We start from the raw sequence: 19,828 nt of genomic DNA, 5'->3' as shown, positions 1-19,828 counted from the left end.
ATGCTGTACTGTTGGATTTGATCTGCGCTCAACAGTGGTGTTGTTTGCAGGTGCCGGGACAGATGAACCAGTCGCAACTCGGCCCTGGCAGCTTCGCAAGCACTTCGCTTGGAATCTGAGACCCCACATACGCGGGGATAGGCTCTTGGACGTGCACAACAGTAAATACAGCGTCCGCATCAGCCAATTGGTGTGCGGCCTCAAACGATGCTTGGGTGTCGTGCTCTTGGTCCAGTGCAACCGGGATCAGGATGTTCTTGTACATTTGACCTCCTATCTACTTCTCTGATGATTTCAATCTGGTTTAGTCGGCAGCAGGAAATCTAAACCGGCTCAGACTTTGAAGATTTCCCTGCGCTCTTTGTAGCGGCTGCAACATCATCAACTGTTTGCTCAACAGCTTCAGCCTCGGTTTCAGCGACATATACTGCACAACGGGCCACGGTTTCGAGCCATTCCTGCGCGTCAGCAACCAATCGCTCCGTCGAGTGGCGCTGCCATTCCGCCATACTCTGAAGGGCTTTCGAGGGTTCCGACGGGTTAGCGTAAGACACTTCACGCGCAGCTTGCAGGGCCGTTCGGACCGCCTCATGTCGCCGCTCGAACCAATGCTGCGCAAAGGCCTCTGTTTCCCCAAGCATTTTTTCTTGCGCGTCCCAGAATTGTTCGATCTGGGCACCGAAGGCCGGATTGCCAGACATGGGCGGCTGCATATTCTTGAAAACGTCCACGAGTGAAGCCGAGTAATTTGACTTGGACTTCTTTGTCGGCATCAAAAATTCCTCCTCATTCCCTGATTGACCTATTGTGCCACTTGCGGTGGGCATCCGCCTTAATACAGATCAATATCCCTTAATCTTATGATCCTCGGTTCAGACCGTGTAAGGATATTCGCATTCGCTCCGACATCAGTTCCTACAAGGCAGGGTCGGAGTTTGAGTAGTCTAGACAAGAAGTTAACGCTTGGTATTATGTGCACGTTGCCGGCTTTCTGATTACCCTTGGTGTCCTCATCCTTGCCGGATTGGCGTGCCATCCGCTTGTCTGACCGGGCGCTTGAAAACGGGAGAGCCCCTGAAAGCCGAAGCGGTGGGTATCGTCTTTCTGACAGCGGGTATTTCGCTATTGCTGGAGGTTTCATTTCTTTCATCAGGCATGGTTGCAGGCGCAGTTGTCGGGAATCTTGCCCACCATCATGACCGTGCTTTTCATGAGATCGAGAACAATCAATGGCCATTCATCATCCTGTTCTTCCTGTTGGCTGGCGCCACGTTGGATAATGAGGCCTTTGGCTTCATGGGTTGGGCCGGTGCTCTTTTCCTGATCTTGCGCGCCGTGGCACGCCTTGTCGGGGGGTTATTGCGGAGCAACCCTACGCCGCGAATGATCCCATCCCTCAGCAGCGCGGATTTTTCTTGCTTGCGGCGCTGCGACGCGGAGCCGGGTCAGGCAATCACGCTAACTAATTACTACTACCACCCTTCGGGGGGCCCGCGTTGCTCTTGTCCCCTCTAGCTAGCTTGCAGCGCGGGCCAACTAGTACCATTCGTTTTTCTGCTGTGCCTGTCTCGCCGCCGCTGATGATGCGCAGCGAGAGTTGAACCTTGACGACCCACAACCGCATAGTTGATTTCGGCTACTGATATGTCAGCAGGACCTGATGCAAGCAATTCGCTCGGACTTTTAGTAAGATACCGACATCTATTATGGAATTGCTGGCATTGACGCTTCTACTTCGTTCAATCTAGAACAGCTCGTCGCCAACTGGTGCGCCGGGAGGAACCGACTACATCGTTATCAAAATTGGACCTGTAGCGCCTCGTTCACGAGACCGCCGCGGACAGCGAAATCACAACAACGCCGATCAGAAAAAGCCGCATAACGCTGCAACACTAAACCAAAAAAGTGTTCAACGAGATTGAAGAAAATAGTACGAAAGGGCTTCTGAAACAACGCGACCCGAGTGTCGCTCACCTGGAACTCCCCGAAAAAAGCGAGTGGACCAGACCGTGAAGCTGATATGCACTGCCAATTACAATCAGATCAAGCATACTGCCTGTCGCAATTGATAGCTTTGTGATGGGTGGAGCGAGGGGCTGGACGAGGGGGTAAGAGCCAGCCCCTCTCTCACAAGGGGGAATTCCGGAGTGGTAGTAGTGTTCCGTTGAAGACAACTTACCTTGAGCACCCAATCCTCGAAATTGGGGAATTCCCGTAGCATTGCAAAATCTGGCGAAATAGTCTGTTTCCAAAAGGCAAAAAGTAAGTTTCGTAACGAGCAGCGGGCATAATTTTGCCACCATGCAATCCTCTGACCGTGGGCGGCACGCGTTGATTTTTTGCGCATTCCGGATATTGCGACCGGTTATGAGCGGGTTGTTGGGTTCGGCGTGCCGCCCCACGGGCCCCAAAAAGCTCGCTGGAGAATTGAATTGCGGTTTTTAGATGTCAGAGCACAACCGCATTTTTCATTCCACCGACCCAATTTGAACAAGCCGAACAAGTAGCAGTGTGGAGCGGCGCGCCTTGATGGGGATTTACGATTTCAATGAGGGGGTACGAGTTCGGCGCGTCGCACTATGCCCCAAAAGGTGTAATGATAGCAGTGGACTATGTCCCCGCGAGCCGTTTGCTCAAACTTTCTGATGCGTAAAAATGACCTGCTCCCCTGAGAAGTCCTCGAATTTTGGTTAGCCTGTTCTCCAACTGAGGAGACAGACGATGAAGAGAAGCCGTTTCAGCGAAGAACAAATCATCGGCATTTTGAAGGAACACCAAGCTGGTCTCGGTGCGAAGGAACTGTGCCGCAAGCACGGCATCAGCGATGCGACGTTCTACAAGTTGCGCTCCAAGTATGGCGGCATGGAGGTGTCAGACGCGCGGCGACTGAAGACGCTGGAAAACGAGAACGCCAAACTGAAGAAGATGCTGGCCGAGCAGATGATGGATGTGGTGACACTGAAAGAGATGCTCGGAAAAAACTTCTGCAGCCCGGTTTGAGGAAGAATGCTGTGAACTGGGCGATGAAGACCAAGGGTTACAATCAGCGACGCGCCTGTGCGTTGACCGGGATTAACCCGCGTGTGTATCGGCGTCGATCTAAGCGCCCTTCCGACACGGAACTGCGCACCAGGATGAAAGAACTGGCCTGTGAGCGGCGTTGGTTCGGCTACCGCCACCTGCATATCCTGCTGAAACGGGAAGGCTGGGAAGTGAACTGGAAGAAGCTGTATTGGCTCTACCGCGAAGAAGGGTTAACCGTTCGTAAGCGGGGTAGACGCAAGCGCGCAGTGGGCACGAGAACGCCCATGGCGATCCCACAGGGGCCGAACCAGAGGTGGTCGCTCGACTTCATGTCGGATGCGCTGGAGGATGGCCGCAGGTTCCGTGTGCCAAACGTCATTGATGACTTCAGCCGAGAATGTCTGGCCGCTGTGGTCGATACATCCATCGGCGGCGCGCGTGTCGCCCGCGAACTGGTTCGGATCACCGAGCTTCGCGGGTATCCATGTCTTGTGGTCAGCGACAATGGGACCGAACTGACCAGTAATGCGATGCTCAAATGGCAAGAGGACCGCAAGGTCGGCTGGCACTACATCGCGCCGGGAAAGCCCATGCAGCACGGCCTGGTCGAGAGCTTCAACGGATGGATGCGCTAGGAATGCCTCAACGAGCACCTGATACCGTCTTTGCGCCATGCCTGCCGCATGATCGCGGCATGGCGCGCCGACTACAATCACCACCGCCCACATTCGAGCCTCGACGGGCTCACGCCGTGGGAGTATCACCAAAGGTCAAGAGAGGACCAAACCCTGAACAGAGCTAACCTATAGACGCGGACTCCAAGGGGAGCAGGTCAAACTCGCACGATCTGTGAGATTTTTTTCGCTTCAGCTGCGTTCGATTACTATACTAAAGTAGCAATCTGTGAGTGGTTGTAATTTTTAGATCGTTCTGGTCGCTCCTCTACTTGTTAGGTGGAGCGACTAATTCTTTGCTGGATTCCGGGCAGATCCGATGATTGGGGCCATTTAGCCAACCAATAAGTGTGCCTTTTGACCTTGTTCTGAGCTAGACAATTCCAAACGTGCCGCAAGAATTTTTGTTAGGTTGAACCAAGACAGTGCCGGCAACCTGATCGCCTGAATGATCGTTGCGCGGGCTGCAATTTGGGTTGAGTATAACATCAAGTCCGTTTGCTTTTAGTTGGGCCTACTATCCCCGAGAGTGTGAACTTGACTTGGCAAGCAACGCGGCTTGAGTTCTGTTACTCACTCCAAGTTTTCCAAGTATGTTCGTGACGTGAAATTTTACCGTTACTTCTTTTAGTAGCAGGTCTTGTGCTATCGATTTGTTGGATTGGCCGGATGCAAGCATGTCAAGAATCTGTTGTTCCCGAATTGTCAGGCCATAGTCCTTTGGGAAAGCACCGGGCTGCTTTTGTTGAATGCCTGCTGAGCGCGCGATCGACCTATCTCCGGTTAGTTCATTGATACTGTCGAGCATCAAATCCACTGGCATGGACTTTGGAAAAAAAGCGAGTGCCCCAAGTTCAATGGCTCTGTCAGCAACTTCAGGGGAGGCGACACCGGAAATAATGGCTGTTTTTTGGTCTGGAAAACGTGATTTGAGTCGAACCAGTCCTTCCAGATCGTTCATACCTGGCATCTGATAGTCCAGAATCGCGAGGTCGATGTTTTTGAAGGCAGAAATCACAACATAAGCTTCTTCTGCACTTGAAGCTACCTTTACTTCAAACCCAGCTTTTTCGGCCAGATAGGTGGCCAATGTATCGCGAACCAGTTGATGATCATCGGCAATTAAGATGGTACTCATCAAGTAACGGAATGCCCCCGAGAAAAAACTGTTATGCCACAAGCAACGATCGACCTAGGTTCATTCATTCGCTGTTCGACGCTCGAAGCAGTGACAACGCCACAGTAACATCATGCTTCCAGGGAGGCCAATTCTATGAGTTCAAGAAATTTCCTTAGCATCACTACTGCTGTCGCCTTAGTGTGTTCTTCAACGGTCAGAGCGCAAGACCAAATTCCGTTGACAGTTGTATTTGCCGGAGGAGAACAGAAAAACCTCTCATTGGAAGATCTAGACACAATGAAACAGGTTTCCTTTTCAACTTCAACAATCTGGACAGATGGAGTTAACCAATTCAGCGGTGTTCCGGTTGCCAGCTTGCTTCAATACCTCGATGCCGAAGTTCAACAGCTTAAACTGTCCGCTTTGAATGATTATTCGGTGAAGATACCTGTTGCCGAGCTAGAGGCAGAAGTACCGATTATCGCGACCCGAGTTGACGGATCAACCATGTCGGTTCGCGAAAAAGGACCTTATTGGGTCATGTTTCCCTTTGACGATAGGCCCGACTACAAGACTGAGTCGAACTATTCACGTGCAATTTGGCAACTGCAAACAATTGAACTTCTCGAATGAATTACGAAAGTTTCTCGGCTGACTGGAGAAACTATTTTGGAGGGTCGAATGATAGGAGGTCTAGCCAGGTTTATCTTTCCCGCGACTGTTTTGGTTCTCGTGGCAGTCGTAGTTGCCTTGGGAAGAAGTCTTTGGATTGAACAGCGGGCCTTAGCGACTGCCGGCAATGAGAATGCCCAATGGACAGTTCTACAGTTGGATACTGAATTCGCTAATTTGCGATCCGTTTTGCTGGAAGAAGCTTCGCGGTACAGGCCAGACTCTCTGAGAACCGTAATACAAACACAGATCACTTTAAGCCGAATTGATCTTGTAAGCCACGGAATCGCAAGAGACATAATCGAAAGCGATAGCCGTGCATTAGAGTTGCTGGAACAACTTGAAAAGTTCGCCGAGGAGGCTTCACGGCTAACTCAAAACTATGATGCACCCGTCAATGTTAGTGAACTCGCCGATTTGGCGACTCTCTATCAACCGGCAGCACGTGAACTCGCGTTGCTAGGTATTACCATCGGAGCTGAAAGAACGGAGGCTCGTCGGCAAAAGTTTTCATCTGCACTAAGAAACGCTGGTTTGGTCGCTATTTCGGTTGTTTTCGTGCTGGCCGCCGTACTTTTGTTTTTGTACAGATCGTTGCAGATTTCCAGGGAACGCGACCTTGCGCTTCGGGAGACAACTGGCAGATTGGAATCGACGGTTTCCGCTTCTCTCGATGCCATAGTGATCGGCAATGAAAAGGGAGAAATTGTAGAGTTCAATAACGCTGCGGAGAGAGTATTTGGCTGGAGGAAAGGGGAAGTTCTTGGCAAAAACATCAAGAGCACAATTCTTCCAGGAGTTCATTTTGACCAAAGCGACAGATTTGATGACAACAAGGGTCCCAACCTGATCTCAGGGCTCACTAAAAGAAATCGGGTTGAGATAGTGGGCACCCGACGCAACGGGGATGAGTTTCCTGCTGAAATCAATGTCACAAGGGTATCGAACGCAGCGGGAGACTTGGTCGCAGTATATCTACGTGACATAAGTGACAGAAAACGTAACGAGCAAGCGCTTTTGGAGGCTAAAGAAAGAGCAGAGCGAACTGATCGCGCAAAATCGCGGTTTTTGGAAGTCATGAGCCATGAAATGCGGACTCCACTCACTGGTATTCTAGGGGTTCTGGACTTACTCAAAACCACAGATCTTACCGAAAGGCAGAACCATTTTTTGGAAGTGGCTGCGGGATCCGGAGAAGTTCTTCTAGAGCAGATTAACGAAGCACTTGATATTACTAGAATAGAATCCGGCGCTTTGGTTCTGTCACCAGTTTCGTTCAACCCTCACGAAAAGGTATCTCAAGTCGTTGCAGTTCTTGAAGCATTGGCTGCCGAGAAGGGGCTGAAACTGGACTCTGATCTCGACCCAAGCTTGTTTGGTACTTTCATCGCCGACGAAGTACGCTTCGGCCAGATTGTTACAAACCTTGTTGGAAACGCGATCAAGTTCACTTCCACCGGAATTGTCAGCGTCCGGATGAAGTTCGAAGACGCAAAGCAGGCTCGAAACTTAGTTTTGACTGTTTCAGATACCGGAGATGGAATTCCTACGGATCAGCTTGAAGAAATATTCGGTGACTACGTGACCCGTGCACCGGTGAAAGGGCGATTATCTAGAGGAGATGGACTCGGACTTTCGATTTCAAGGCGAATTGCAAGGCTAATGGGGGGAGATATCACTGTAGACTCGCATTTGGGGCACGGAAGTCATTTCACTCTCAAGCTTCCTCAGATGAAAGTGGAAGAACAGCTGCAAAAAGTGCTTGAAGACGATCATACAGCTTCAAATTTCACCTTGCCCAACACCAAAAAACTAAGCGTCCTTGTCGTCGAAGACAACGTCGTCAACAATTCAGTCTTGTGCGAAATGTTAAATAGCTTGGGCCACAGAGTCCATTCTGCGACCTCTGCGGCCGATGCATACAAAATGGCAACAAGTATGCGGTTTGACGTTATTCTCATGGACGTTGGTCTACCGGACATTGACGGATGCGAACTCACCAAAATGATCAGGAATTCCAAAGGATTGAATAGATATTGCCGGATTCATGGTCTGTCTGCTTATAACGAAGAGGCGCTCCTAAAAAGAGCCTTGGCCGTTGGAATGAACGGTTACACGACTAAGCCGATTCGCCTGAGTGATCTCAAGAGAGTCTTGCTGGGAGAGCCCATATATTCAAACACTAGGCAGCCTAGCACTTCTTTAATTGACAGTAACATACTCCAAGAGCTGGGTGGTACTTTGGGTGTAGAGCAAATGCGAAAAGCTATTTTGGATTTCTTCCAAGAGATGTCAGATTTCTTTTTACAACATGAGAAGGTCACCGATTTGAGCGAAAGAAGTGAGCTTTCCTCCCACTTGCATAAGCTAAATGGAGCCGCTGCATTGTTCGGTTTTCGCTCATTGACAAAATCAATCGAGACTACGCGAATAATTGCTACGAAGGCTGATGTAGCCTCTCTAGAGATCGCCCTTGGTAGACTAAAGAAAGACACAAAGGGCACTCGCGAACAGGTTGATCGGCTACAGTTTCCACAATCTCTTTAAGTTTCCCAACAACAGTAAGGACCTTGTATGAACTAGCAATACTTAAGGCCAGCAAAGTGTGTGCAAGTCTAGTCTAATTGGTAGGTTGAGAAAGTCGTGAGATCAAAAATAATGGGATGTGAACTTCAAAGTTCAGAGCGATAACCACTCACTGGAACAACGCTATCGTTCTAAGCCCGCCGGCTTCGCTCGGCGGGCTTTTCTACTTGTACAGCACTGTCTAAATTGTAGGAGCAAGACTTTGCAGGATTAGCCTGGTAGAAAATCTCTGGGGACGGAAATGCTTTTCGGACGCCGAACACAATTGATTAGTTCAGTCGGGGATGTTTGGCCATGATAGTCGAGCAGAGACTGAACTGGTCCGACGCAATTGACGTCATTAAGGATATGATCGAAAACAGGTTCGCTCAGTCGCTTAGAATGATAGTTATGAATTTGTAGACTTTTCGGCTTAGCCTCATTGAACCTTGCGCTCTCATACTTTGCCCATACGCGCTGGCCTTGAGAAATATTTCTCAACCGTCAAAAGGGTGGCTAGTAGGGTGGATCAAAACTAGCCAAAACATATTAAAAAATTGTTATATATTTGATAAATTAGGGGTTTTGGTGCGCTGAAGGGAATACATAAAATAAGGTAAGTATATATTTTTAATCACGAAATATATACTCATACTCAATGATACCCCGAATAGCACCCCCAGTGGCGAAATTGCCTCGCCTGCATCTGCAGTGAACTAACCACGGTGATTCACCATGTAGAGGCCAATTTTGACCTCGAACACAACTACGCCCTCAAAAACTAGTCATTCGTATGATACGAGCTTTTAGATCAATCTGACACCAAGCCAGCTTCATAGGTTTGAACACTAAAGGCAATATTCTGATCATTCGCTGACGCATGCTTTAGCGCCCGCTTTGCGGGCTCTGCCGCCGGTCAGTAACATTTGAGAGCGGTTTGAGGCCGTTCTTGGTTATTTGGTCAGCAAAAAATGCTGCTCTTTTCATTTGACCAAGGGACCATGTAAGGCGTTGTGCCAGTCGATATCGTGCTCTGTGATGCCCATTTCACGCCGTTCAACCCGGGTCAACCGCGTGGGATCTAGTCGCGGAGCAAACAATGATCTGAAACTAAATTTGATCTTCTCGCGGACCGAATTTGGGCTCTTTGAGCAGGAGATCGCGGGTTTAAATTGTGATGTAAACTCATGTGTATCTGCATATTTCATGGTAGGCTCCATCGTTGGCCGCTCCCATAAAATCTCAGCACACGGCTAATCAGACAAACGCCGTTTCTTGACATGGATTGTTCCAAAAAGTCACAATGCCCCATGCCAAGAAACCTGCCCCCTCTAAATCCTCTTCGTGCCTTTGAAGCCGCAGGAAGGTTGGGTAGCTTTACCAGTGCAGCCGAAGAACTAAACGTGTCGCACTCAGCGATTTCCCGTCACATACGTGGGTTGGAAAAACGGCTGAATGTACATCTTTTCCGAACACAAAAATCTGGTGTCGCACTCACGGAGCAAGGGCAAGACTACTTGGCTCAGATTACGCCTGCTCTTGATCGAATTGCCGAGGCGACGGAAGCATTGACCGCCGAACCCAAAGGTGTTGTCACAATGACAACAGAGAGTGCAGTGGCACAAAAATGGCTAGTACCAAGACTGCCAAGATTAAAAGCTGCGCATCCCGACATAGAGTTGAACCTCTCGATAACAACGGATGTTATGGACATTGAAGCGCATGATTTTGACTTGGGCCTGAGATATCTGCGTGTCGATCCATCCGAAGGGTACGACCTGTTGTTCCCATCTCTCGTCAGTGCCTTTTCTGCTCCAAGCTTTGCCCCGGGCACAGGCTCTGATTTGAATCTTGAAGTGTTGGCGTCAGGGGCGCTGATAGAAGAAGCGACGTTCCGCCTCTGGCCGGAATGGTTTCGCGAATCTGGCTTGAAAGAGGTTCCGGTTCTTAATCTGCCAAAGCCCTTGGGGGCTCTCCTAGCAATCCAATCCGCGGTTGCGGGGCTGGGTGCGGTTCTAATGGACCAGCACCTATGTCAAACTGAGGAAGAAACAGGAGCGTTGGTTCGCCTGAATGACATAGAGCTTCATTTTGGAGGCTATTACCTAGCAACGAACCAACGCGCGGGAAGACGCAGAGCTGTCCGCGCCGTTCGCAAATGGCTACTGCAGGAAGCACTCTACGGAAATTCAAAAGTAAATAACGAGTCGAGTGCAATTCTCGCCTCGAAAGCTAGCGCAACTTAGTGGCTGCTATGGGCTCCAAGCAGCCGTTCGGATGAATTTAATGAATGCCTGTTAAGCGGACGTAGCCGACAATCGTCTGAACAGTCTAGCTACTACAAACTGCCAATGCCGATAATTATCGTTCCAAATGGCACTGAAATCTAGCTTCCCGCAAACGGTCAGCCGTGCGTGGCGCGGTACTTGATTTGTAGTAACGTCCGCGTTGCGAACGAAACCGTATCTGGCCTCTATTCGAGATTTGATGACAATCGGCCAAAACAGAATTTGCGATCCGTCAGAACTCTTTTGTTTATCCTGCTCAGATCAAACACGAACAAGTAGCTCGTTTGATCCATTCGACTCAATGGTTAACGATTGCTTTAGTACAAGTGAAAGTAGTAGATCAGACAAGGGTACTTGCGGGACTGTTCGGTGGATGAACTTGAAAAAATACTGAGCAACATCGGGTTTTCTCAATACCTCGATGCTTTTGTTCAAAACGACATTGATATGTCACTTATTGGCGATCTGACCCTCGATGAATTGAAGGAAATCGGCATCGTTTCTCTGGGGCACCGGAAGAAAATCCTGGCGGGCCTGAAAAAGGCCGCGGAAACATACGACCCAACTGTCACTGCACCCACATCGACAAACCTTGAAAGCTCCTCTGACGCTGAACGGCGAGACGTCACTACCATTTTTGCCGACCTCAGCAGCTATACTCAGTTATCGCGCGAACTGGACAAGGAAGATCTGCACGATGTGCTGTCTTGCTTGTATGATCGCTTCAATGAAATTGTGATCCGCATGGGTGGCACGGTGGACCGTCATATCGGCGATTGTGTGATGGCGGTTTTCGGCGCGCCGGTCTCATTTGGCAACGATAGTGAACGGGCGTTGCGGACAACCGTCGAGATGCACCGCGCCATGGAAGAGATATCTCGAAGATTTGGTCGTGAACTGACTGTTCATATTGGTGCTGCAGCTGGCAACGTTCTCTTCTCCAAGCGCGGTTACGGACAACGAAAAGACCAAGACTTTACTGTTACTGGAGATACTGTGAACCTAGCGTCCCGCCTTGCTGATCAGGCTGGCCCAAAAGAAACACTGATTGACGACAAGATATTTCTGTCTCTCAGTCAAAGCATTCATTGCGACGCTCCAGTCTCTTTACAGGTTAAAGGGTACGAAAGCCCCGTGCTGGCGCATCGGTTTGTCGGCTTCGGTCGGGCGGTCGCACAAAACAAAATTGTCGGACGTGATCGAGAAGTCGAGCTACTGGGTCGAGCACTTGACGGAACCATCTCGCGGCGTACTGGTGAAACGGTATACCTGCGCGGAGATGCGGGTATCGGCAAGACGAGGCTGGTTCAGGAAACTCTTTTAAAGGCAAAAGCGAAAGGTTTTGACAGGCATTCCGCACTGTTTCTTGACTTTGGTCTGGGAGATGCAGAGTCGCCCGTGAACAAAATCATAAGCAGTATGTGTGGTCTGGGAGAGCACGCTCAACAATCAGCGGTCATGTCCGTGATCAAGCGATTGACCGAGGCAGACGTCCTGAATGAGATTTCCACACTTTTCATGGTTCAGATTCTGGGCGTGAAACCTGATCTTGAGATGTCGGTGATGCTTGGTGCCATGAGTGACACCGCTCGGGTGGAAGGGTTGCATGAAACCATCAGACGCGTCGTGCGTCATTTCTCAGCGCAAACACCGCAACTGATTGTTTTGGAGGATGTCCATTGGGCAGATCCCAAAATGCTGCCCTTGATAAATATTCTGGTCGATGAAAGTCAGGCCAATCCGGTCTTTCTTTTGCTTACATCACGTATGGAAGGATACGTGATGGACATGGATATTGCTCCGATCGAAAGTTCAGCGCGTGTAAGAAGAATGACCCTGGGCGCTCTGAAATCGGCTGATGCGATGGAACTTGCACAGATGACCATTCGCGTCACGAACCAAATGGTCGATGAGTGTATCGAGAAGGCGCAGGGTAACCCGCTTTTTCTGGTTCAGATGTTGGCCCACGCGAACGATGTAGATGGGCTGGTTCCCAGTTCGATCCAAAGCTTGATTCAGGCCCGCTTTGACCGACTTGCGCCGCAAGACAAGAAAATACTGCATGCGGCAGCCGTGTTGGGGCAGCGTTTTACGATGAGCGCCGTGACGCAAATTGCAGAGGTGAGCGTTTACGACGAGCGCCCATTGCTGGACGCAGCCCTGATAAAACCCATCGACGACGGATATCTTTTTGCCCATGCTCTGATACGGGATGCCATTCTCAGTACTATTCTGCGGAAAGACTTGCGCGCATTGCATTTGGCAGCCGCAAATTGGTTTGAGAAGCGCGGCGTCGTACTTTATGCGCAACATCTTTCGTTCGCCGAAGACCCGCGCGCCGCTGAGGCGTTTCTCTCGGCGGCGCGTGACGCAAGAGATGCATTCCAATCAGATGATGCTCTGGATTTTGCACAAAAGGGGTTGAACTGCGATCCCGATCTAGACACGCGTGGTGCACTTTTGCGGGTCAAAGGCGATGTTCTGCGGGAGTCAGGTGACAGTGAGAAATCCATCACATGCTTCCGCGAGGCACAAGACTGCGCAGCGCATGCGTTGGACAAATGCCGTTCGTTGATCGGCATCGCTGCCGCCATGCGTATCCTGGACCGGATCGATGAAGCGTACGCGGTTCTCGACGAAGCCCAGACTATTGCCGAAGGCGGCACGCTTTTGTCTGAGTTGAGCAATATACACTATCTGCGTGGGAGCCTGCATTTCCCACGTGGTGATCTAGACGGTTGCCAGGAAGAACATTTCAAATCGCTTGAATATGCGCAGAGAGCCGATTTGCCGGAAAGGCAAGCCCTGGCGCTCAGCGGGTTGGGCGACGCCGCTTATGCGCGTGGCAGGATGTTTACCGCTCATGAGGTCATAGAAAACTGCCTGCAGCTTTGTGAACAACATGGTCTGGGTGCGGTACAGAGTGCTAATCTGTTCATGTTGGCCACAACAAAAATTTACATGAACCAGACCGAGCAGGCGCTGGCCTGCGCCTTGCAGTCAGCCGAATTGGCGCAAAAACTCGGAACACATCGTCCGGAAATCGTGTCTCGACTGACAGCGGGCTGGATCCTCACTTCGATGGCGCGGTATGCCGAAGCACGCTCGGAGATCGACAGGGGCAGCAAACTAGCCGAACGCATCGGCGCGAAACGGTTCCTTCCCTTTTTGGAAGAGACACTTGCACGCATAGAGTTCGAACAGGGCAACGACATTGAAGCAGAGAGGCTTGCCGAGGACGCGCTGACGAAAGTGCGCGAAATGGCGCTCGATACTTTTATAGGCCCTTGGGTGATGTCCACGGTTGCCCTAACGACATCAAATGCCGCGCGACGCATTGAAATTCTGCGGGAAGGAGAAGCATTGCTTGCAAAGGGTTGTGTCGGTCACAACTACTTTCGGTTTTACCGAAATGCCATACAAGCTTGCCTGAACGCAGAAGCCTTCGAGGACGCAGAGCGTTTGGCGACAGCCCTCGAAGACTACACCGCGGACGAACCGACACCATGGTCGCAATATCATATTCAACGGACCAGAGCGCTGACAAACAAAGCGCGCGGGATGCCAGATAACGAAGCATTGACATCACTTCGAACGACGGCAGAGGCGGCGAGCCTGTTCAACGCAATGCCCGTCATACGCAAAAAACCCTATCAAACGGCGGCGACCTAAAACTGATCGCACCTGCAGGAAAGGATACAACCCATGACCGAGACACAATCCTTGGGGACCGAAACAACGCAGGTTGTAAGCGACGATCAATGGGCTATCGTTCTTGAGGCGTTGCCGGATGCGGTGACGTTAAGCGAACCCCTCGAGTTGCGAGCATCATTCGATGTCTTAAACGTCGCCAAAGGAGATATCCTGCCGCCAAGCGGGATGTATGTTGTGCTCGAGGGCAATATCGCCCTTTTGCAAACTGACGAGAAGCTCGCGCGCGCCGAAACGGGAGATTATTTTTACGAGGCGCACCTTGCATATACGGAACTGCCGGTTGGCCTGACCGCCCAAGCAGAGCAAAACACAACTCTGGCTTACTTGTCGCGCAACAAATGGAGCGATCTGAAGAACGAGACACGCGAAGTATTTGTCTCAACGCTCTTTGGCGACCTGGTGAATGTCTACATGCAGGACTTCCAGCAATCCATCAATTGCTGCAGCGTTACTGCTGCGGCGTTGAGTATGACCGCACTTGGCTTCTCTTGCGAGGTCAATGACATCTTCCGGAAGGTCAACTTGCCGAGTTCCTATGTCGTCAACACGGGTATCGCGCTGGGTGAGCTTTTCGATATCGCTTGCAACTACATCCACACGGTTGGTCTTCGGGATCGGGTCAAAGTGACGCCTTTCTTCATGGACCCTGAAACAACCAGCGCGGAAACGTTGATGGAAGCCATTCTCGAATCCGAGCGTGTTGCGGGCAAAGACGATATCATTGTTGCCAATTTTCAGGTCGGCATTGCACACGGTCGTCCGATGCCCGGGGGGCATTTTGCCGTGATCGCCAAATGCAACCCGAGCACCGGCTTGCTGCATATGATGGATGTTCACCCGGAGAAGTATGGCAAGCTGTGGGTGACAACGGTCGGCCGGCTTTACGAAGCGATGTCCGATCGCGACGGAAGCTCGCACCGCGCAAGGGGAATCTTGCGGTTCTCAGCCCGCGGTGCGGTCGCAACCGAACTCGAAGCGATCAAACGTGAGATCCGTTACGTGGACAGCACCATTCATCTAAGCATCTCGAATGACAAACGGCATGAGATGTTCAGACGCTCCACACCCAACTTGAACGGTTTGAGTGTTCTTGCGGAAAGCTTCGAGATTTTCGGAGATCACGGTGCCAGCGAAGACAAGCTGATGCGGGTGGCAGAACTTTCCTACACGGAGTCGCTCGGCAAGGTCAGATCGGCCGCAGAGCTCAGCAAAATTGCGCGGAAGTATCTTGCTAAAATGGAAGATCTGCACGTCAAAGCCGAGTTTCATTCGTTCAACACGAGAACAAAAGAAAGCCCGGACACGGCGGAGGCTTGGTTCGAGGCGCAGTTGCGAACCCTTAAATCTCCTGAGACGCATAAGCCGGACCAGAGTTTTGATTCTCCCGATAAAGACGAACCGCACCAGAAAAAGCGTCACTTGCAGATCAACATCGATCTGAACAAGGTACTCGGACACAATGCCGTGGCTCTGCCCAGTAGCGATTTCACAGAAACAGCGCTTTTGCAGGAGTTCTGGTGCCTTTGTATCGGATACAATGAGGACACCGATTACGTCACCCTCGTGGATATGAGCCCTGCAACTTCGCAAGTCTGGCAGATAACCCGCACAGCTCTCTTTCATGGGCTGCGCGACAACAATGATCCCGAGATGGTCGTACTTCAAGAAAAAGAAATGCCGCGTGACCCGGGCGATGTCCAGCAGCTGTTAAAAGACCATAAACTGATCCTCTTTTATGACGACGAAGATCCGTGGTCCTACATGCTGCATAGTGTCTTGAACAACATCGGCGCCGAGGATCTGGTTGAGGTTGATGTGTCCGGCGACAGTACGCTTGCGACACGCATGCGGCGGCAGCTTGAAAAAATGACAAGCAAACCCACGGTGCCGTATTTGTTCCTCGAAGGCGAGTACCTCGGCAAAAGAAAAGACATTATGGATGCCTATATCGCCGGGCGACTTCAGGAAGACATCAAGAAGGCCGGCTTGCGCGTGTTGTTAAAAACCGAGACACCGAGCCTGGAGCACAATGACTACGGATATCCCAAGGGCGGTTTGACGGAGCCACGCGACGGGAAGCGCAATGTGTTGCTTTGCGCTTGCGGCTCCTCTGCGGCGGATAAAGTGCCGGAACTTGTGCAGAAGCTCACCGACCTTGGTCACAACGTGAAACTGATCCCTTCACCCCACGCAGAGCACTTTTTCAGAGATGTGAAAGAACGAGACGAAAAGGCATACGACATTTACGACCACATCACCCCCAAAGATGTATACCGCGACAGCGATGAATGGAACTTCCGGTATACGCAGTTCGATATGGCGGTGCGCGCCTCTCACCTCGCATTGTGCGATTGGGCGGATTGCGTGGTTGTGGCACCAATTACATGTAACACAATGGGGAAAATTGCGCATGGGATCGGAGATACGCTGCTGACGTCGGTTTTTGTCGCCTGGCAGTATCACACCAAACCCGTCATATTTTGCCCTGCCTGCAATACGAATATGTGGAACAACATCACGACGCAGAACAATGTCGCTATCCTAAAACGTCTTGGAGGAACATTTGCGGGGCCGCGCCGCTCCAAACTCTCGAATGGCACAATGGGTATCGGTGCCATGGCCACTCCTAGCGAAATCGTCACGGCTCTGAACATTGCATTTGATGATCTGGACCATCAACCGGACCGCATTATCAAATGGGCGAAAGAAGCGTCCATGTCGCGCGATCACCTACTGTGGGATCGTATTTTCAGAATGATACGGGAAGATGTGGTTGGTGTGAATGTACTCGATCACGAAACAAAAGACACATTGCTGCATTTTGCTTGCGGTGGCCCCGGCGAGACACTGGGCACAGGAACCACCCACGGCATTGAACATGTCGCCGCTGTCGAAGAATTGTTGAAACTCGGTATCGACGTGAACAGTGTCAACATTGCTGGCTACTCTGCCATGCACGTTGCCATCAAGAACGGCGCAGAAGATATCATCAGGCTGATCCTCGACACTGGCGACTTCAAGGTTCTGAGTTGCATGCGGATGTTGTTGGACCCTGACGTCGAACTTTCAGACGAAACCCGGAAGTTGCTCAACGAGTGGGCCGAGAACGTGCGTAGTGATCTGCCGCAGGAGGAGGATTTAGATGAAGACGACGCGCTGGACGACGACAATGACACAACATACCTCTACTTTACGTATGGGTCGCTGAAGCGCGGATTCCCGAATTATGAGAAAAACGCAAAGCTGCTGAGCGATTTTGTTGGCGCGGCGACAACTACACAGACCATGCCGTTGATCGTGCAGAAAGAACCGGCCTGCGACAATCCTAATTGTGGTTTCCTACATCGCATGGCGACGTTGGTGGATAAGAAAGGTTCGGGCAAACATGTCCGCGGCGAGGTGTACCGCGTGACGGCGCAGGGATTGAAAGAGCTTGATAACCTTGAGGGTTACGACCCCATCAACCGCGAAGGCAACACTTATGTTCGCAAAACAATTGCGGTCGAATTAGCGGGCAAAACTGAAAAAGCCTTTTGCTATTTCATTGTCAATCCGGAGAAGTACCAAGCAGCAGTTGCTGCAGGCACGTCTGAAATCGTTTCCGAGTACACGCAGGAGATGGCCATCGCGACACCGAAAACAGAGAGCGTTTAGGAGATGATATAGCCGTTGGAGTATCACAGTGTCTTTTGCAGTCAACGTTCAGTGCCAGGCCCGTAGAGCGAATGCGCCTGATCGGTTACCCGTGTTTAGAGACTTTAGACCACATCGTTATCGGATCCAACTGATGACGAGCGGCATTCGAAGATGATAATTTGGTCCGCTACTTGGCTGCACCGCATTTGCAAAATTGCCAATTTGGACCCCGATATATCCTCGGATGTGCCGACAATTTTATGTCGTCGCCAGACGAGCTATGTAAGTAACTGATATTCAAAAAAGTTGGTTCAAAAATGCTTAATTCGAACCGCGTCATCTGCGCTGTAGCATTCACCATTCTAACGCTACTTTCTTCGGTGGCTTTAGCGCAGTCTGTGGAACACCCCCTTCGGCCACCAAAGACCGGAAGCCCGCAGGCGACCTTGCAAGCTTTTGTTGCCGCGATGGCCGATGTTTACAAGATCGCAACGCAGCCTGATGCTAAAGGATCGGATACAATACTGCCTCTACGTCGAGCAGCGGCGACGATTGACATGTCGCTGTTTCCGCCTGAAATCCGGCGCAGCCAGTCCATTGAAGTTGCTTTACTGTTGGATGAAATTTTTGATCGTATAGGGCTACCGGACATCACTCAGGCGCCATCCGTTGACGATGAAACGCCAAACAAATGGCGCGTCCCGAATACCCCAATAACAATTGCTCTTGTCGAAAGCGGGCCGCGCACCGGCGAATACCTTTTTTCCGCCAGCACCGCTCAGAATATCCGCGAATATTATGATGCGATACGCGAACTGCCTTACATCGACACTTCGTCACCGGGCCTGTACACGGCCTATCTGACGACGCCCGGACCCGGGATCGCGCTCAGGTGGAGCGAAGGCTTGCCGGACTGGAGCAAGCTGGTCGTTTTTGAGCAAACATATTGGCAATGGATCGCGCTGGCCGGGGTTACAATACTGCTCACCGTGCAGTTTATCCCTATTTTGCGCACTTCGCGCTCGGTAGGCACCGCGGAAACGCAAGAGCAGGAGCGCGCGAAAAGGCTAAACCAGTTTGTAACTCTGCTTGCTGCGCTCGCACTCACGATAGCAGCAGCATGGTTTGTGGATGAAATCGTCAATCTCACGGGCGATACTCAGATCACCGTTGCCTATATTCTGGCCGTCCTGCGTTTTGTTCTATTGGGTTGGATTATCGTTGTTGCCGGAAATGTTTTTGTGGATGTTGTCAGTTGGGCGCGAGGTTTGGAGCCAAACTCGGCAGGGGTACTTTTGTTAACTGTTGCGAGTTGGATCGTTGTAGGGCTCTTTCTTTTTGCGCTCATAGTCGCGGCCGCACAAAGGTTCGGTTTCCCGGCTTATTCAGTAGTAACTGGTCTCGGCGTCGGCGGTATTGCCATCGGGCTTGGCGCACAAGCATTGGTTCGGGATATCTTGTCCGGCGTATTTTTCCTGATGGACGATGCCTTTCGCAAAGGAGAATACGTGCAGGTGGGTGACGCTATGGGGAACGTCGAAAAGATCTCAATCCGGTCAATGCAACTTCGCCACCATCTCGGCGCCATTCATACAATCCCGTACGGGCAGATTGCTCAACTTACAAATTTCAGTCGCGATTGGGTCATTGTAAAACTCAGCTTCACGGTACCCTATGACACTGATCCGAAAGTCATTAAACGGAAGTTTAAGGAGATCGGCGAAGATATGGTGAACGACCCGGCTTTCGCGGGTAGTTTTATCGAACCCTTTAAGAGCCAGGGAGTTTTTGATTTCGACGATGTCGGTATGGTTGTCAGAGGCAAGTTCATGACTAAGCCTGGTGAACAATTTACTATCCGCGCGGAACTGCAGGCCCGTGTAAAGGCTGCTTTCGACGATGCAGGTATAAATTTTGCCCGTAAAGAGGTGCGGGTCGCGATGCCAGAAGTTGAAGGAACTGGCGATCGACCGAGCGCTGAGCAATTTGCGGCAGTTGCAGCGGCAAGTACCAGCGAATCTCCGAAAGAATAAACGACTACTTTGGGCTCTATCTGGACCTTCCGCTGCGCAGAGCATCAGTGACCGCTGTGCGGACAGAGTCGACATTCGAAGCTGCTCGTTAACGCGCATAGA

At 51.0% G+C, this 19,828-nt stretch carries 11 protein-coding genes and 1 pseudogene; 8 read left to right on the top strand and 4 right to left on the bottom strand.

Annotated features, from left to right (window positions below):
• Positions 1-28: 28 nt before the first annotated feature.
• Together ACR0FE_RS22370 and ACR0FE_RS22365 are read right to left on the bottom strand one after the other, a co-directional pair.
• Complete coding sequence (locus ACR0FE_RS22370) at positions 29-265, bottom strand: universal stress protein (protein WP_480915347.1); 237 nt, start codon at positions 263-265, stop codon at positions 29-31.
• 58 nt (positions 266-323) lie between these two features.
• Positions 324-773, bottom strand: a complete 450-nt coding sequence (locus tag ACR0FE_RS22365; RefSeq protein ID WP_480915346.1) for a hypothetical protein — start codon at positions 771-773, stop codon at positions 324-326.
• A gap of 283 nt (positions 774-1,056) precedes the next feature.
• Between ACR0FE_RS22365 and ACR0FE_RS22360 the strand changes: the two genes are divergently transcribed.
• Complete coding sequence (locus ACR0FE_RS22360; RefSeq protein ID WP_480915344.1) at positions 1,057-1,515, top strand: hypothetical protein; 459 nt, start codon at positions 1,057-1,059, stop codon at positions 1,513-1,515.
• A gap of 282 nt (positions 1,516-1,797) precedes the next feature.
• Here the strand turns inward: ACR0FE_RS22360 and ACR0FE_RS22355 are convergent, their stop codons facing one another.
• Positions 1,798-1,974, bottom strand: a complete 177-nt coding sequence (locus ACR0FE_RS22355) for a hypothetical protein (RefSeq protein WP_170817360.1) — start codon at positions 1,972-1,974, stop codon at positions 1,798-1,800.
• A gap of 747 nt (positions 1,975-2,721) precedes the next feature.
• Here ACR0FE_RS22355 and ACR0FE_RS22350 point away from each other — a divergent pair.
• Positions 2,722-3,833 (top strand): annotated as a pseudogene (locus ACR0FE_RS22350) (IS3 family transposase).
• 382 nt (positions 3,834-4,215) lie between these two features.
• Here the strand turns inward: ACR0FE_RS22350 and ACR0FE_RS22345 are convergent.
• The gene (locus ACR0FE_RS22345) at positions 4,216-4,836 is read right to left on the bottom strand and encodes a response regulator transcription factor (protein ID WP_170617481.1); all 621 of its coding nucleotides are present in this window, start codon (positions 4,834-4,836) and stop codon (positions 4,216-4,218) included.
• A 135-nt stretch (positions 4,837-4,971) separates the two neighbouring features.
• Here ACR0FE_RS22345 and ACR0FE_RS22340 point away from each other — a divergent pair, with 135 nt between their 5' ends.
• From ACR0FE_RS22340 to ACR0FE_RS22315, 6 genes are all read left to right on the top strand, one after another.
• On the top strand, positions 4,972-5,451 hold the full coding sequence (locus ACR0FE_RS22340; protein ID WP_170617483.1) for a molybdopterin-binding protein: 480 nt from the start codon (positions 4,972-4,974) through the stop codon (positions 5,449-5,451).
• A gap of 48 nt (positions 5,452-5,499) precedes the next feature.
• The gene (locus ACR0FE_RS22335; RefSeq protein WP_480915341.1) at positions 5,500-8,037 is read left to right on the top strand and encodes a hybrid sensor histidine kinase/response regulator; all 2,538 of its coding nucleotides are present in this window, start codon (positions 5,500-5,502) and stop codon (positions 8,035-8,037) included.
• Between the two features lie 1,328 nt (positions 8,038-9,365).
• Positions 9,366-10,301, top strand: a complete 936-nt coding sequence (locus ACR0FE_RS22330) for a LysR substrate-binding domain-containing protein (protein ID WP_170817423.1) — start codon at positions 9,366-9,368, stop codon at positions 10,299-10,301.
• A gap of 411 nt (positions 10,302-10,712) precedes the next feature.
• Positions 10,713-14,015: an adenylate/guanylate cyclase domain-containing protein gene (locus tag ACR0FE_RS22325; RefSeq protein WP_480714037.1), complete on the top strand. Its 3,303-nt coding sequence runs from the start codon at positions 10,713-10,715 to the stop codon at positions 14,013-14,015.
• A 33-nt stretch (positions 14,016-14,048) separates the two neighbouring features.
• Positions 14,049-17,711, top strand: coding sequence for a flavoprotein (locus ACR0FE_RS22320; RefSeq protein ID WP_480915339.1), 3,663 nt, complete (start codon positions 14,049-14,051; stop codon positions 17,709-17,711).
• Between the two features lie 299 nt (positions 17,712-18,010).
• Complete coding sequence (locus ACR0FE_RS22315) at positions 18,011-19,726, top strand: mechanosensitive ion channel family protein (protein WP_480915338.1); 1,716 nt, start codon at positions 18,011-18,013, stop codon at positions 19,724-19,726.
• Positions 19,727-19,828 lie beyond the last annotated feature (102 nt).

This window comes from Ruegeria sp. K7, from assembly GCF_056531785.1.
The sequence above is the reverse complement of the archived record's forward strand: the minus strand, read 5'-3'. Positions and strand labels throughout refer to the sequence as shown.

Bases quoted from the DNA above. Each gene is read 5' to 3' on its own strand.
- ACR0FE_RS22330 (WP_170817423.1), top strand. From the start codon at position 9,366: ATGCCAAGAAACCTGCCCCCTCTAAATCCTCTTCGTGCCTTTGAAGCC.
- ACR0FE_RS22370 (WP_480915347.1), bottom strand. From the start codon at position 265: ATGTACAAGAACATCCTGATCCCGGTTGCACTGGACCAAGAGCACGAC.
- ACR0FE_RS22320 (WP_480915339.1), top strand. From the start codon at position 14,049: ATGACCGAGACACAATCCTTGGGGACCGAAACAACGCAGGTTGTAAGC.
- ACR0FE_RS22345 (WP_170617481.1), bottom strand. From the start codon at position 4,836: ATGAGTACCATCTTAATTGCCGATGATCATCAACTGGTTCGCGATACA.
- ACR0FE_RS22335 (WP_480915341.1), top strand. From the start codon at position 5,500: ATGATAGGAGGTCTAGCCAGGTTTATCTTTCCCGCGACTGTTTTGGTT.
- ACR0FE_RS22365 (WP_480915346.1), bottom strand. From the start codon at position 773: ATGCCGACAAAGAAGTCCAAGTCAAATTACTCGGCTTCACTCGTGGAC.
- ACR0FE_RS22315 (WP_480915338.1), top strand. From the start codon at position 18,011: ATGCTTAATTCGAACCGCGTCATCTGCGCTGTAGCATTCACCATTCTA.
- ACR0FE_RS22340 (WP_170617483.1), top strand. From the start codon at position 4,972: ATGAGTTCAAGAAATTTCCTTAGCATCACTACTGCTGTCGCCTTAGTG.